The 16037-nt window shown below is 41.9% G+C and carries 13 protein-coding genes; 1 reads left to right on the forward strand and 12 read right to left on the reverse strand.

Going from position 1 to position 16037, the window contains the following annotated elements:
- The 4 genes from AAEY79_RS09270 to AAEY79_RS09285 all read right to left on the reverse strand — a co-directional run.
- A partial coding sequence (locus AAEY79_RS09270; RefSeq protein ID WP_352288113.1) for a phosphoenolpyruvate carboxylase occupies positions 1-1712 on the reverse strand: 1712 nt, incomplete at its 3' end.
- A 268-nt stretch (positions 1713-1980) separates the two neighbouring features.
- Positions 1981-3123, reverse strand: coding sequence for an FMN-dependent L-lactate dehydrogenase LldD (gene lldD, locus AAEY79_RS09275; protein ID WP_352288116.1), 1143 nt, complete (start codon positions 3121-3123; stop codon positions 1981-1983).
- Positions 3124-3325: 202 nt separating this feature from the next.
- Entirely contained in the window at positions 3326-5134 is a 1809-nt protein-coding gene (gene dld, locus AAEY79_RS09280) for a D-lactate dehydrogenase (RefSeq protein ID WP_352288119.1), read from the reverse strand.
- Positions 5131-6837 carry an L-lactate permease gene (locus AAEY79_RS09285; RefSeq protein WP_352288122.1) on the reverse strand — a complete coding sequence of 569 codons (1707 nt, stop codon included), beginning with the start codon at positions 6835-6837 and terminating at the stop codon, positions 5131-5133. The genes dld and AAEY79_RS09285 overlap by 4 nt, the downstream gene beginning before the upstream one ends.
- A gap of 293 nt (positions 6838-7130) precedes the next feature.
- Between AAEY79_RS09285 and AAEY79_RS09290 the strand changes: the two genes are divergently transcribed.
- Complete coding sequence (locus tag AAEY79_RS09290) at positions 7131-8036, forward strand: LysR family transcriptional regulator (RefSeq protein ID WP_025652016.1); 906 nt, start codon at positions 7131-7133, stop codon at positions 8034-8036.
- A 143-nt stretch (positions 8037-8179) separates the two neighbouring features.
- Here AAEY79_RS09290 and AAEY79_RS09295 read toward each other — a convergent pair whose 3' ends face one another.
- The 8 genes from AAEY79_RS09295 to AAEY79_RS09330 form a co-directional block, all read right to left on the reverse strand.
- Positions 8180-8860 carry a YetF domain-containing protein gene (locus AAEY79_RS09295; RefSeq protein ID WP_350587996.1) on the reverse strand — a complete coding sequence of 227 codons (681 nt, stop codon included), beginning with the start codon at positions 8858-8860 and terminating at the stop codon, positions 8180-8182.
- 265 nt (positions 8861-9125) lie between these two features.
- The gene (locus AAEY79_RS09300) at positions 9126-9800 is read right to left on the reverse strand and encodes a glycosyltransferase family 2 protein (protein ID WP_101211586.1); all 675 of its coding nucleotides are present in this window, start codon (positions 9798-9800) and stop codon (positions 9126-9128) included.
- 40 nt (positions 9801-9840) lie between these two features.
- A complete protein-coding gene (locus AAEY79_RS09305) occupies positions 9841-10638 on the reverse strand; it encodes a class I SAM-dependent methyltransferase (RefSeq protein ID WP_025652013.1) in 798 nt (265 codons plus the stop codon).
- Complete coding sequence (locus tag AAEY79_RS09310) at positions 10622-11482, reverse strand: PIG-L deacetylase family protein (RefSeq protein WP_025652012.1); 861 nt, start codon at positions 11480-11482, stop codon at positions 10622-10624. The genes AAEY79_RS09305 and AAEY79_RS09310 overlap by 17 nt, the downstream gene beginning before the upstream one ends.
- Entirely contained in the window at positions 11470-12552 is a 1083-nt protein-coding gene (locus AAEY79_RS09315) for an acyl-CoA dehydrogenase (protein ID WP_350587995.1), read from the reverse strand. Before AAEY79_RS09315 ends, AAEY79_RS09310 begins: the two co-directional genes overlap by 13 nt.
- An 18-nt stretch (positions 12553-12570) precedes the next feature.
- On the reverse strand, positions 12571-14148 hold the full coding sequence (locus tag AAEY79_RS09320) for a trehalose-6-phosphate synthase (protein ID WP_350587994.1): 1578 nt from the start codon (positions 14146-14148) through the stop codon (positions 12571-12573).
- Positions 14145-15038 carry a trehalose-phosphatase gene (gene otsB / locus AAEY79_RS09325; protein ID WP_201578501.1) on the reverse strand — a complete coding sequence of 298 codons (894 nt, stop codon included), beginning with the start codon at positions 15036-15038 and terminating at the stop codon, positions 14145-14147. The genes AAEY79_RS09320 and otsB overlap by 4 nt, the downstream gene beginning before the upstream one ends.
- Before the next feature lie 501 nt (positions 15039-15539).
- Positions 15540-15833, reverse strand: coding sequence for a molybdopterin-dependent oxidoreductase (locus AAEY79_RS09330; RefSeq protein ID WP_264673011.1), 294 nt, complete (start codon positions 15831-15833; stop codon positions 15540-15542).
- Between the last annotated feature and the right edge of the window lie 204 nt (positions 15834-16037).

Genomic DNA, 16037 nt, shown 5'->3' on the forward strand with positions numbered 1-16037 from the left:
TTATCTAAGTGTTGCAGCAACCCTCGATAAAGCGGATTATCCAAGACGGCAGGTAAAATCTTATCGATATTTTTAAGGTCTTCGATGGTTTCAAACAAGGGTGCGACGGGTAAGTCAGCGGACAGTTGCCCTTCGTCATTCACTGTACATAAGCCTGCAAAGCGCATGAGTAGTAACACTTCTAATAATTGACTGGCGTTATTGGTCATTGATATGACGTAACTGCCGAAAGTATCTTGCCCGACCAGTTTACGTAAGGTTGCCACAGAGTTCATCAAAGCCAATTGTTCGCGTGTTTTATCACTCAAGTTATCGGTATAAATGAGCGGTGTACCGGGCTTTTCAAGTAAGCGCGTTAGCCATTCTTGGCGCTCAGTTTCAGTGAGCATTTGATAATCTGGCAGATTAGAGGCATTGGCAAAAATATCAGCTATCACCTCGCTATGATAAGAGGACTCTTGACGAATATCGAGCGCTGCCAAATGAAAACCACAGGTTTTGACCAGACGAATCGTATCAAGTAATAAGCCGTCACTATGTGCCTTGTCATGAGTATTGACACTTTTCCGAATGATGCGTAAATCTTCTAACAATTCTTGCGGATTGGTGTAAGCATCTTTTTCAGCCTCGCTATCACTACCTTTGCTTTGAATATGGCTATTAGTCGATTTTATTTTGGCAAGAATAATCGATAACAGTCTTCGGTACGGCTCATTGTTGTAATCGTCAGTATTGTAATCAAAGACTCGTCTGTCGAGCTCACGATAACTTTCAATTTTTGTATACACGTCAGGTTCGATAGCGACAATTGTATCGCTGTGAATCAGTTCACGACGCAATTTTTTGATCAACACTTGATAGTGACGCAAGACGGTATTGGCATGCATCAATACGGCCATTTCTGTGGTGTCATGAGTGACAAAGGGATTGCCATCTCTGTCACCACCGATCCAAGAACCAAAGCTCATGAACGCCGGTAAGGGATAGTCTGTTAGCTCAGGATAGATATCAACAATGGCGTCTTTAATATTACGGTAAACTTTGGGAATGGCGCTGAATAAACTGGCATTGAAATAATGCAGGCCATTATTGATCTCGTCATAGACTAAAGGTTTACGCGTCCGTACTTCATCAGATGACCATAATAAATCAATGGTTTGCGCCGTTTGTTCTTTCGCTTGCTCATAGGCGAAACTGTTTTCAGGAAGATTATTCAAAGCATCGCTATGCTTGAATAAACTCTGCAATAGATTCATCGTCGTACGGCGACGCGCTTCAGTCGGATGGGCGGTGAATACTGGGATAAATTTTAGTTGCTCAATCAGCTCTTGCATTTGGGCGGGTTCAATATTGCGCTCACGACATTCAAGCAGCGTACGCCGAAACGAGCCTTCCCAGCTATGTTCCGATTGCATACGCAAGGCTTGACGTTGTTCTCGTAAGTAATTCTCTTCACTTAGATTGGCTAAGAAAAAATAGATAGAAAAGCTGCGGATGACATTTTTTAAGGTTTGGTTATCTAATGAGGCTATGAAGTCGATGAGTTGTTGCTGGTTCGCTTCGTTAGGCGCGCGTCGTTGTTGGATAAAGCCTTTGCGCAGGGTTTCAATCGTATTAAGCGTTTGTTCACCCGTTTGCCGAGAAATCGCCTCTCCTAGAAATGAGCTTAATAAGCGGATGCGTTCGCGTAGTACGTGGTTATCAATAGTCATCCTTGATCTCCTGATCAAATTCATTAAAAATAGTCGTGCCGTCTTAAATGTAGGTTTTCTATGGTGTAAGCCACTTAACCTGTTTATGTGGATCTTGAAGCTCTCGCTTCTCATCAGCCAAGACGTTGCTAGCTTTAGGTATTAATCATTTATTTTTTGGTGATACTGGGTCAGCCAATTCTCTAAGGTATATCCGTCTATCCCTAGTAAGTCAACAATATTATGAGTTTCACTCTTATGCTTGATGACTAAACTGACGGCTTCAAGTTTAATTATCCAGTTTTGCCAAACAGTCAGAATTAATATCAGCAATCGTTTTGGCGCCAGTCAAGGTCATCGCGACGCGCATTTCTTTATCTAGCAATTCTAGCAAATTACTTACCCCTGCACCGCCATCCGCTGCTAAAGCATAGATAAAGGCGCGCCCTAGCATGCAAATATCAGCGCCTAAAGCTAACATGCGCACAATATCTAAGCCATTGCGTATTCCAGAGTCGGCTAAGATTTTAATCTCTCCTTTCACCGCATCAGCAATAGGAGGCAGCGCCCGTGCACTGGATAAAACACCGTCTAGTTGTCGTCCACCATGATTGGATACGACTATACCGTCTGCCCCAAAACGCACCGCATCTTTGGCATCTTCTGGGTCCAAAATACCTTTGATGACCATAGGTCCATCCCAGTACTCACGAATCCAATCTAAATCTTTCCAAGAAATAGAGGGATCGAAGTTATTACCTAGCCAGCCTATATAATCTTCTAGCCCTGTTGGCTTGCCTAAATAAGTAGAGATATTGCCCAGATCGTGCGGACGGCCATTTAGTCCTACATCCCATGCCCATTGCGGATGCGTCACAGACTGTAAGTAACGGCGCATAGTGGCATTTTTACCGCTCATGCCAGAGTGCATATCTCGGTAGCGTGCGCCTGGTACCGGCATATCCACCGTAAAAACCAAGGTCGAGCACCCCGCAGCTTTGGCACGCTCTAAGGCGTTTTTCATAAAGCCTCGGTCTTTTAATACATAAAGCTGAAACCACATTGGACGGATGATTTTAGGCGCCACTTCTTCAATCGGACAAACCGAAACCGTCGACATGGTAAACGGAATGCCTTTTTGATCGGCTGCCATAGCGGCTTGTACCTCCCCACGACGTGCATACATACCTGTGAGACCGACTGGTGACAATGCGACAGGCATGGATAGGGTTTCGTTAAATAATTGCGTCTCGAGACTGAGCTGTGACATATCATTCAGTACACGTTGCCTAAGAGCAATTTTTGATAAATCTTCAACATTACGCTTTAAGGTATATTCCTCATAAGCACCGCCATCTATATAATGAAATAGAAATGGTGGCAGTCGGCGCTTGGCAGCAGCCCTGTAGTCGTTTGGAGATGAAATAATCATACGCTTACCCTTTTTATGCTGTTAGATATCTATGTAATATTTTTGAATCTCTAATGGTGTGTTGATTAGTGCCAAATGACATATCTTTTTTTATTCTAGCTTTGTACTCGTGCTTCAGCATAAAGATCAGCGATAGAATGCTTAATCATAATGAATAGAACTGACTTGCTTTTGAAGCATAAAGCTCAGCCTACACTAACTATTACACACAGCACGAGCAGTTGCGTTTATTTTTTGATGTTTTACCAATGCCAGGATTAAAGGTATTGGTTGGGTCTAAACTTTTATAGAAGTTCTGCAAATCAGGTTCTGCTTCATATAAGTGTCCGACATTATGTTCAGCAGGATATTTTGCGCCGCGTTGATTCAACAGCTCTAGCATCATCGTTTTCACATATTGAGCATCACTACCCTTTTTCAAAATATAATCTTGATGAAACACATAGCAAAAGAAGTGTCCGTAATACAGCTTCATCTCTAAGTGTTTTTCAATTTCTTCAGGTAGGGTTTCAAGCCATTCTAATTCATTACGCGGTATGGCAATATCTAATGCCAATATCTCACCAACTTCTTTTTCATGTATGATTTCATAGCGTAATGCGGCACCGGCTGCCGCAAAACGATTTAAAAGCGCGCTTTCTGACTCTTCTTTACTACATTCAAAATAGCTACCGGTTTTTGATGCCGCAAAAAACGACTGCAAAAATTCTTGAGCTTCCACTATCCCGTCATCACTCATTTTTATTATGAGATGATGCTCGTACTTATCACGGTACGCTAGCATGCGCTCAGGTAAATGTTTTGGAAATAAGTTAGCTATAAACTGCATGACTTTATCGGTGAAATGCTTTGGCATCCACGACCACTTATGAAATTTAGCGTCAATAGCGCCTTTGATAGAGAATAACCTTGGTAAGGCATCTGTGCCGAGATGCTTGATACTTAAAAAAGTGTCTTTACCGTATTTAGCGGATACATCAAATATATCGCGATGCATATATTCGCCAACTTCGGGGGTATTTTTGAAAGTTGATAATATCTGCCTTCTTAACTGGGCAAGCTCACTGACACTATTACTGCCTATATAGAAAGCTTTCTCTTTTGTAGCGGTTGGATAAGTATCTAGGCGTACTGCAAATACCGCCAACTTGCCTGCACAGCCACTGGCTTCATACAGTCGGCGCTTATCAGCATTAAAGCGGCTTGGCGTACTTGCATCAATATCTTTTACTCTGGCGATATATTCTTTGTCTGATGCCATCTTGCCACTATCAGGTAATTCTCTTTTATCAAAATTACCATTTTGCAAATTAGTCAGTATTTCTTCTGGCGTATCACCTAGCTCTACGTCTAGATGATTAACCAATACCAACTGACCTTGTGTGTTAATCTGCGCAAACAAAGCCAACTCAGTGTAAGCAGGGCCTCTTTTTACCAAGGACCCTCCCGAGTTATTCGAAATCCCACCAATAATAGACGCCCCTAAAGTCGAGGAACCAATCACCGAATGCGGCGCTCTATTCACCGCTTTCAGCTGACTTTGTAGTTGGTGTAGAGTCGCCCCAGCCAAACTGATTACTTGCTCATTATCATTTATCAAATACAATTGGTCTATTGCCAGCGTATTAATCACCACAACTGGTCTATCGTAGTCATTACCGCTTGGCGTTGAGCCCTCGGTTAGGCCTGTTTTTGCCGCTTGCATGATAATAATGCAGTTACCCTCAACGCACACTTCTAGGCAACGCCAAATTTCCAGCAAGGTTTGCGGAAACAAAACAGCCAAAGCGCTGCCGCCACCAGAGCGCCACCCCATTCTATAGTGTTCGTTTTTCTCTGGATCAGCCTGTACATTACTGGCTCCCAGTAAATGAGTTAGCTTGTCTAATACTTGCTCAGGACGGAGTATGTCTTGGTCTTGATGCGCTATATTCGATGAGAAAAGGTTTGATGAAGCTCTATTTAATGACGGCATATGACGCTCTTTATTTGGTGATTGTGTGTCACTCATAATGCTAAAGGCCCTTGAAAACCAAAGAGGTAAATGGCAGCCATGACGATAATCCCGCAGAACAACACATAATAGATGGTAGGTAAAATAGTACGCCTAAGTGTGGCGCCCTCCATACCAAGTAAACCCACCGTTGCTGATGCAGCCACCACGTTATGTATGGCAACCATATTACCGGCTGCGGCACCAACAGCTTGAGACGCTATGATTAAAGAAGGTGAAATACGTAGGCTCACCGCCGCTTCATACTGAAATTGACTAAACATCATGTTAGAAACGGTATTAGAACCCGCGATAAAGGCCCCTAGTGCACCGATGGTAGAACTAATTAACGGAAAAGCGTTGCCAAAAGTACCCGCAAACAACTCGGCACTGGCGACTGGCATACTCGCCACATCTGATAAGTTTACCCCTGAATTGATAAAGATTCTGACCATTGGAATCGTAAAAACCAGTACAAAACCAGCTCCTAAGACCGTTTTAGTTGATTCTTTAAAGGCATTATTTAGTGCACTACCTGGTTTTTTAGTTTGCAGAGCAGCGGCAACCAAGGCGCTTATTACTAACAAGCCTCCAGGTAAGTACAGAGGACTAAAACTAGCGCTTACATCTGCCTCTCCTAAAACCGTCGTAAAATCTAACGTTGCACTGGTTAATAAGGATTCAAATCCAGCGAATACTCTTGAGCACACCAGTAAGACTGCAACGAGTAAATAAGGGAACCACGCCATAACCGCAGACATCTTTTTACTGGTTAAATCAAGCGTCACATCTTCTTTACTGACCACCAGTTTACCCATCCATTCGCTTGGCCAGTTTTTCTGAGGCGCAAAATCCCAAGTTGTTTTTGGGACTAAAAACCCTCTTTTAGCAGCGTTTACAACAATGGCTATACTAACTAAACCTCCGACCAGTGAAGGAAACTCTGGCCCTAAAAAAACACCGGTTATCATATAAGGGATTGTAAATGCCAAGCCTGCAAAAATCGCAAACGGCCAAATAGCGAAGCCTTCTTTCCAGCTTTTATTCTTACCAAAAAAGCGGGTGAGCATCATCACCATAAAAAGTGGCATAAACGTACCAATGACACCGTGAATAATGGCGACTTGACTGGTAATCAGTTGTAAAAAGTCGCCCCACTGTAGTCCTTCTTGTGCCAGTTGAGCGCTAATGGCCGCTTTATCTAACCCATTATTTACCCCAATAACGATAGGCGTACCGACCGCACCAAATGATACAGGTGTACTTTGTATCATCATGCCCATCAACACTGCACCCAGCGCTGGAAATCCTATCGCCACCAGCAAAGGCGCAGCAATAGCGGCAGCTGTACCAAAACCTGAGGCACCCTCAAGAAAGCAGCCAAAGCACCATGCAATAATAATGGCTTGCACACGCCTATCTGGCGATACATTGGTAAACCCAGCACGGATAACGGCGATTGCACCAGTATTTTTCAATGTATTCAGCAAAAAAATAGCACCAAAGACAATCCACAACACCGAGACAGTTATCACCAAACCCTGAATAATAGATGATGACACTCGGTTAAGCGTCATATCCCATATAAAAATGGCAAGCGCAGCGGTAACAGCTAAAATAATTGGCATTGTTTTTTTGGCCGACCATTGCAAGCCTATAAGAAAAATACCACAGAGAACGATTGGCAGTAATGCCAACAGCCCATATATTGTTTGATTCAAAATTACATCCTTTTGATTGTGTGATCTTCCTTGAACCAAGTCATCGCAGCCTTTATTTTGACGACTCAATGATGACTAAGTTGTATTAAACATTCACAAACAGGGACTGCTAATTTATCCAAGCCGTCTTGTAGACAAAACCGAGCACGACTTGCGACAGTCTATGGCCCATGTTCAAAAAGCCCTAAAATAGTCTACGCCTTGTTAATTAATTGATATATTGCATCAATGGACAATGTTATTTTCCTTTTTTGCTATAATCTAATCCGCATTACGCCAATTGGAGCACAAGTATGGTCAAAGCTGACGATATGGTTTTATTTGTCCAAGTTGTTGAGGAAGGGTCATTTTCTAAAGTCGCTGAAAAGCTATCATTAACCAATTCAGTAGTGAGCAAGCGCATTGCAAGATTAGAAGAGAACTTAAATACTCAACTCATTTATAGAACCACTAGAAAGTTGAGCTTAACCGATGCCGGCAGGACGCTTTACGACAAAGCTAAAATTGCTAAACATGCCTTTCAGGAAGCTGAAGATGCAGTAACGGGTTACAGCGAGGATATGAAAGGCACCATACGAATAACCCTGCCTGTGGTCTCTGCAAATTTGATATTGAGCGAATCTATTGCTGAATTCTGTAAACAACATCCTGAAATATCGGTGGATTTACAAATTACCAATCGCTTGGTTGACTTGATAGAAGAAGGTTTTGATTTGGCAATAAGGACCGCTGAGCTTGAAGACTCATCGCTCATTGCAAGACGTCTTATAGATAGCCGATGGGTGATATGTGCGACGCCAGACTATTTAAAGCGATATGGTACGCCTCAAACCCCTGAAGAATTAGACAATCATGAGTGCATAATCTATAAGTTAGATAATACCTCTAACAACATATGGCCAGTATGTATAGACGGCACAGAGCAATTAATGCCTGTCCATGGTAGGTTTCATAGCAATCATCTTAGTGCGATTAAACAAGCCACGCTCAGCGATTTAGGCATTGCTTTTTTGCCCCAAGCGTTGGTCCATGAGGAGATACAACAACATACACTTACTCAGATTTTGCAACGGTTTACACGAAAGGAACTGGGCATGTATGCAGTATATCCTAAGGCCAGGCAACCAGATCAAAAGTTAAAACTGCTCGTTGCACATTTGCGAGACTCATTACATCGGAAACAGGCTTACTACTGCTAAGTAAAAAGCCTGTTTTGATGTCTATAAAAAGATGAATGAAATAAAAAACTAATAGAGCCTTTCCTAAAAACTGTGTAACTGCTTATAATCCAATAACAGGAGAATAAGCAGTTACACAGAATTCAGGATAGCCTCTGCCGAATTTAATTTACGATCTTAGTACTAAGAGCCTTAGCCCAACCTACTGAGTGTTGACAACGGCTACATTCTTCATTTAGATCTGATATATATTTCACATAACCACAATGCATACAAGCGTAGGGCTGCCCATTCTCTATGGTTTTCGCTGCCTGAAACTCTTTGGGGAAAATAGGTAGCCCATACTGGGTCTCATTGCGTGGAAACAATAGTACACTAAACTCACCATCTGTTTCGAGCAATCCTGTCTCTACTTGTCCTAAATGACGCACGCCATATTGACGCATTTCAGCAAAGAACTCATCATGAGACATTTTATCTTTCTTAACATCTTCAAGTACAAACAAGCCATTTTCAACGATATAAGTAGCTTTGCCTTCTAGTAAATTCTCAAAAACCTTATATTTTGCGGTAACCCAAGTACACAATCTATAAAGTAGCAGCACAATACCCATGATAAGCACAGCTTGAATAAGCGGCAAATCTTTAGTGAACATGGGGTCACCAGCGATAGATCCCAGTGATAGAATAATAGTTAACTCAAAAATAGAAAGTTGGCGAATGCCTCGTTTACCCGTGAATCGTAGAAACGAAATAATCATAGCAAACATCACTATCACACGTATGACGATTTCAGCGGCAAACGACCAAGTCGTGTCATAGATAAAAATACTAGCCCAATCCATTAATTACCTCCCTGTGTATAATGTCTAGACCCTGATCTAGATTAAAGATGCTTTAGTTTTTATGATGTTGAAGAAGATTTAGTTTGAAGGTATTGAGGTAAGACGCCTCTCCCTCCTTCTTAAACTTTACGCACTTACTGGTATGAATATAGCTGTCTGAGGTTTGTAAGCTGTCGATTAAGCTTGTTTGACAGGATTTCTAATTAATATTTTTGAAGTATATCCACATTCAGTAATAAGTAAGTAAAATCTGATAGTGAGTATATTAATATAAATTATTGTTTTCTAGATTAGCTAAAAACACTGCAAAACCTTCTGTCGCCCGAGCTTTCAAGCGGCTACTGGTCAGCACACGAACGCGATTGCTCCAAGTAATAGCATAGCCTTGGTCTTCAAACTTTTTAACCAAATCCACATCTTCATGGCATGGCAGATGCGTAAAGCCGTCAACAGCTAAATAAGCCTCGCTGTTAAAACTTAAATTTGCCCCATGAATATGACGATGTCCCATCCTATCTTGATAATGAGCGATATAATCTTCGCGCGTTTGCGGCGTCAAATGTGCCCAGCTATCAATGTCTACCACGCCGCAAATCATATCAGTCGGCTGATAGATAATATGTTCAATTTGCTGTACCAACCAATCCATAGGCACAACTGAATCAGCATCTGTACAGGCAAGCCATGTCGCACCATTTTCGATCGCATAACGAATTCCAATGTCTCTCACTTGTCCCACACAGTGATAGTTACAGCATAGATAATCAACGCCCGTGGCCTTAACCAATTTCTGCGTATCATCAGTACAACTATCGAGGACCACCAGCGGGTACGCCTTAATGGTTGAAGGTAATTGATCGATAGCAGATTGCACTGATGCTAAGCATTTAGCGATAGTCATCGCCTCGTTATGAGCAGGAATTACAATACCGATTCTCATATCTCCTACCTTTGCCTATTTTGCTGAATGCTACACTTTGTCATACCAAGTTTTCTTGCATAGCTACCGAGCTTGGGGAGCGTTGCCAAACATCTAATAAGAAATCGCTGTCTATTATTTTGCTTTGATGAGTGAACGTAACCTGATGCTTCTCATTATTTGTGAAATTAAAAACATCGTGCAAGCGCTGGTGCACGGTCTCACCTGTCATCGTGAAACCCTCAATAGCATACCGCCAATGACAGCATAGTAATGTACCGCCTACAGCAAGGTTTTGCTCAGTCCAAGCGATTACTGTGTCAATATCATTGGGTGATAAATAATATAAAATCTCACTAATGACAATTAAATCAAAGGGCGGCTCATTAACAGGTGTACTAATCGATAAAAGATAAGTATCCCAAAGGGCATCTTTTAAAGTCAATAATCTATTGGGAATAACCCCTTGTATCACCTTAACATGAGGTAACTCTGCTAAGCGCTCTTTAGCAAGTTGCACCGCCTGCTGATTGCCATCAATACTCACCAAAGCATGACAACGTTGAGCCAATAGTTCACTCAGTACGCCGTTGCCACAGCCTAATTCAATGCCATGCTTATATTGAGATTGCGGCAGTATCGCTAGACACATATCACGTTTTCGTTTTTCATACCAACGAGTTTGATACTGCCATGGATCGGTATTGTCATTATATAACGCGTCAAAATACGATTCTGAATAAGCAGCTAATTGGTTGCTAATAGCAGTACCGTCAGCGGAGACAGTTTTAGAATACTCTAAACTATCGACTAAGTTACTGATATCCATTGGTGGCTTAGGTTTAGGGGTGTGACTCATATAAATAGACTTCCCAAGGTTGGCTGATTCTAGCAATCGCTTTCGCCGATAAGATTGGTGGGCTTCCCGTGCTGTCATCTGCAGTAATTTGACTTTTAAAGCAGGTGATGGCTTGGAGTTTACGCTGTAATTGCTCAGTGGTTAAATTAACTCTCATTGCACAGTGCCAAGGGATACGGCTATCGCCAGGTTTTGCCCAATGCCACGCCCAAATTAATACTTGATAACAAGCTAGGTGCTGCTGCTTGGCAAATGAAGCGACCACTTGTCCAGTTGCCTCATGATCAGGATGTCCGTCATTTATAAAAGTGGTTATTAAAATATCCTCAGGTTGAATAATTGCGGATAATTCTTGGTGAAACTGATCTTGTTGGGCAAAGACATTGCCATCTGCTAAATTTAGAGCCATAGTCGTGACCTGATTAGCCACACCCAATACTTCCAGCGCTTTAACACTTTCTTGTGGTCGGATAGTATCAAGGCTTTCTTGAGAATAAATTTGCGAGTTCGGATGACTTTGTGTGCCATTGGTCACGTGAATAAGAACAATAGGATTGCCATTTGCTGCCAGTTGTTGCAACAGACCCCCACAGCCTAGTACTTCGTCATCAGGATGCGGGGCGAAGATGCAGACTCGTTGATAGGGCGTAAAGCTTTTTGTAATCTCCAATTGAGTCAAATCTTGCAGCCCTACCCAATTTTGCCAAGCTTCTTGACTGGTGCCATCACCTTCAATAACACGGTCACCCACGATCGGATGGTTACCTTCAAAAATAGCAGCATTCGCGACGGCATCATCTTTGGGTATAAGCTTTGTAGTGTTAATAGATACTATAGTTGCCATATATTATCCTGCCTGTCTGTTAACTCATTGGCTAAAACGCTAGTTAACTCACCGATTTTCTGTAAGTCAAAAGCGCCATGGCTTTGGCGGATAAACACGGGCAGATCCGCTGACAATCTTGCAAAATGAGCATTGCGACAAAATGGCGCTGCGCCCAATGCCTGTCCGACAACCTCCACTACTTGGCGAGCGACTTGCTCAACTTGTGACCTTAACTGGCGTATGGCAAGTTCATGGCTGATCTGTGGCTGACTATCGATTAAATCAGCAACATAATGAAAATATTTCTGAGTAACTGCCAATGCCGTACTAATTTGACCCAAATACATGGCTTTATAATCGTTTGGCTTTTGCTGATAAGCACTGATTAAATAGTCTGCTAGGTAAGACGTTGCTCCATACCAGCAAGCCGCAACGCCTGCCGCCCCATGCCAAAAACCCACCCGTTCTAGGTATTCATTGGCTCTCCCAACTTGAATAGCCGATACTTCATGGAACTGTAATGTCGCTGTATCAGTGGCTTTCATCCCTACCGCTTGCCACTCCTCGTTATCAATCTCAATACCAGATTGCCTCATATCTACGACAAGCAATTGCGCTTGATCATTGGCATTACGATACGTTATGAGTCCATGATCTACCATATTGGCCCCTGAACACCACGCTTTGGTACCACTGACTTTTCCTTGCTCATAACCTATAGGATTACCTTCTGCTGCCCAAACAGCCCACCACCCTAGATCCGCTTTATCGTAGCCTACTTCATGTAAAATGCTTAGCGCATCCAAGTGCGACTCAAACCATTTTGCAATCGTTAAATCAATCCCTGCCACATAGGCCAGAATCTGCCAACGGCTCAACGTACCTGAGACTTCACTATTTATAGGGCTAGCGCCACTTGCCGGATGCGGGATTTTATCGCTATAGGTGATTAAGGTTTTTAAGATATTATGACGTAAAGTATCAGTTAAGCTAAGTGTACTAATGGCTTGATTATCAGCCAGCAAGTTATTTTCTATACTGGCTTTAATCTCTGATAATAAAGAGTTTTTTGCATTTAGCAGTAACATGAGGCCTCCTAATTATCCTTATGAGTCAGATATTGGAACTGAGATAGGGTTCAAGCGATCCGTTTGATGCTTTTTGACATCATACAAATCATTTAAAAAATTCTGCTGCCAAACCTGTAAGTCATCTTGTTGTAGTCCCTGTAGCAGCGATTGATAGCGCGACTGCCGCTCATCTAACGGCATCGTCAAAGCAATGCCTAAACCCTCTGTCATACTTTTTGGCTTATGTGGATCGATAATAATCGCGGCTTGCATTTGCTCGGCCGCTCCTGCATAACGTGAGAGCAATAACACGCCAGGATTGTCAGGGTTTTGTGCGGCAATATATTCTTTGGCAACCAGATTCATACCATCTTTAAGCGAATTGACCCAGCCGATATCACTTTGCCAAAATATGGTCATTAACGTCTCGTGGCTTATGACACTCTCACAATAGTTGATCGCTTGCCAACTACCCATAGTATTCTCATTTTCAGAAATATCATTTCTACACTTGCTGAGTGAGAACTGTTGATTTATATCATTAACAGCAGTTTTCACATCGTCATAGAGACGCTGATAAGTAGGCACATTTAGGCGACTAGGACAGGCAATTTGTACTAACGTCAGCTGATTCTGATATAAAGGATTTTGCTGTAAAAAATCGCGGTATGCCGAAAAACGCTTTAACAACCCTTTTGAGTAATCGATTCTGTCCACCGCAATAATTTTTTGGGCAGCAGATTTTATAGTGTTTATATTCTGATTGGCTTTAGCATATTGCAAGGATAAATGGCTAATTTGCTGCTGTATTCTTGTCACATTTATGCCGATTGGATAGGCATCAATCCGCAAATAGTGAGGATAATTTAGACCTAAGTTAAGCATAACCTGCGTATTTTTTGACTGAGTAGAGGTACTAAAACCTTGCGGGGCATGTAAGACGTTTATTAGCAAATCTTTTAAATAATAATTGCATACAGCAAAGCAGTTGGCTCTCCCTTGCTGAGTTTGTGTACCAAGCACGTCATAATGAGCAAGATGCCTAATGAGCTCACTGCTTTTATCAAGTGATTGCCAGAAAGGTAATGAGACAAAGGGGATGTGGAAAAAAAAGCCGATACGATTGCAAATACCCAGCTGCCTACAATGATATGCCACACTTAAAAAATGATAATCATGCACCCAAATCACATCATCAGGCTCAATAATCTTCTTTAATTGTTTGGCAAAAAGGCGATTTACCGTTTGATAGCCTGCGTAATCCTCTGGCGCTTGACTAATTAAATCAGTTCTCTCGTGCAATAATGGCCACAGTACATTGTTGGCAAAGCCGCAGTAAAACTGCTGATACTGCTCAGTGGTAAGTGCAGTGGTCATATAAGTGATGAATATATTGGCACACGGCGCATCAGCGCCTGATAAAGCAGTTTGTTTGATACTACTAAATTCATTAGTATAATCATCATTATAGCGCTCGACAATTTCACCATTCCAGCCCATCCAAACGACTGATTTTCCGTTTAATACGTCTTGCAGTGCTATTGCAAGTCCACCTGCCATTGGGTTGTTATCAGGCATTTTGACCCGATTAGACAAGACGATTAAGCGGCTCATACCACGTGTCTCCCTCTCACTCTCACGGTTTCTTTTACTAACTCATTATGTTGTTGGCAAAGGCTTAAAAGGCTATCTAGTAAAACAGTCACCTCATGAGTGTCATGGACGTAGTAATTGGCATGAGTAGGCTCACAACCGACCTTAATCCCCATCCCTTTTATTAACTGTGAGTCGTCTTCTAGCAATTTACTGTCACCTTGTACAGCCACAAATCCTGCTTCATCAGTAATATCATCACCAATAAAAATAGGAAAAAGAGGCTTAGGGCTCTGTATTTTTTCTAATAAGGTTAGAATGGCTGTGCCTTTACTCACTCCTTTCGGCACTACTTCCCATACATATTTACCGGATTTCAATGACCAATTATTATGAGTTTTTAAGGTTTCTGTCATGATGGTATAAGCCACATCGGCCAAAGCATGATTTTTTCGGAAATGGAGCGCAACGGAATAGGGCTTTTTTTCTATGATAAGATTATTGTAGGGTCTACAAGATTGAATGATAGCCTGCCTTATTGTCGCAAGCTCGATGGTATCAATAGATACGATATTTTCATCGTTACTAATACTATCATCATCAAACGCTATTTCTAATCCATGAGTTGCTGCGATTGGTAATGTTAAAGGAAACAGCATTTGCTTTGCTTCAGCCAAACTGCGTCCTGTCACGGCAGCAATTTTTACGCCATGGTTTTGTATCTTTTGTAAAAGTATTAAGGTTGCATTTGGGATGAAGCTGTTTTTAGGATTAAGTGTGAAATCGGCTAACGTGCCATCTATATCTAGAAACAAACAGTACTCTTGCTGATGGAATAAATGGTCAGCAAATTTTTCTGGCGAGATATAGATAGGTTCCCTATTTATGCTGGGGCTTCGTCCTGAAGTCACGTTTCTTCCTTTTTAATGTAGCGTCATGTTTCAGACAAATATGCCATACATTCGAAATAATTTGCGTATCAAAAGCCTTTGCGGTTTCTAATATATTTTTAATATGGACCTAAAAAAGTCTAATACTAAGCCATTGAATTTAATAAGAAGTGTGCCATAGCCACAGTAAAAATCTAGTGACTGGAGTGTGCTGTTTGATGTGAGTTCTGTAACTCACTAAACATGATTGCTATTTATGTTTTATTTTTTAAGAAAGCATTTAAACTACCATATTTAAACCGATTACAATTCACACTAAACCACCTAAGACTTCTGTTCATCAACTATAGATTAGACAACTTATAAAAGACATTTATTGAAATATAGTTGACTAATACAAGGCTGGAATAACTGCTTCATTGAGCGCTTCCGTCATCGAATCGGCATCTTGTAGCCATAAAATTCATGGTCCTCATTGTAACCACCTTGACTTGAGCCGAGATGGGAAAAATCATGGACAAATTAAATTGCAGTAATCCACTTAACCATCTTGAAACCAAGCTCGTTTTCACACCGCAGTCGTAGTGGCGCGCCATGTAGAACACTGAGTGGATCGTCATTCATATCGAGGGCCAGAATAGTCAGTTCGTGCTGCATATTCTCCATTTTGTGGCAGTCGTAGTAGACGCCGCCATGAGCGCCCTCAGTGAGAGAGTAGAAGACGGCGTAGCGCGCCTTCGGCATCGGACGAACCAAGTCGAGTATATGGCGCATTGGCATGCCAGTCCACTTAGCGACATCGCTCCAACCTTGAATGCAGAAATGAAATGGGTTGTAATTTGCTCCTGCTGCAGCATCGCCCGTAACTCATCCAGGGAGTATTCGCTTGGTCGTTCGACCAATCCATCATCAATGCGCAACTGATATCCGGCGAACTCATTTACTGCAAGATCATCAAACTCTGTTGCCGGGGGTGATTTTTTCTTCAAGTGGATCACGAATCGAAGGGGTATTATGCTT

The organism is Psychrobacter sp. GW64-MNA-CIBAN-0177, assembly GCF_040309585.1.
GTDB classification, from domain to species: Bacteria; Pseudomonadota; Gammaproteobacteria; order Pseudomonadales; family Moraxellaceae; genus Psychrobacter; species Psychrobacter okhotskensis.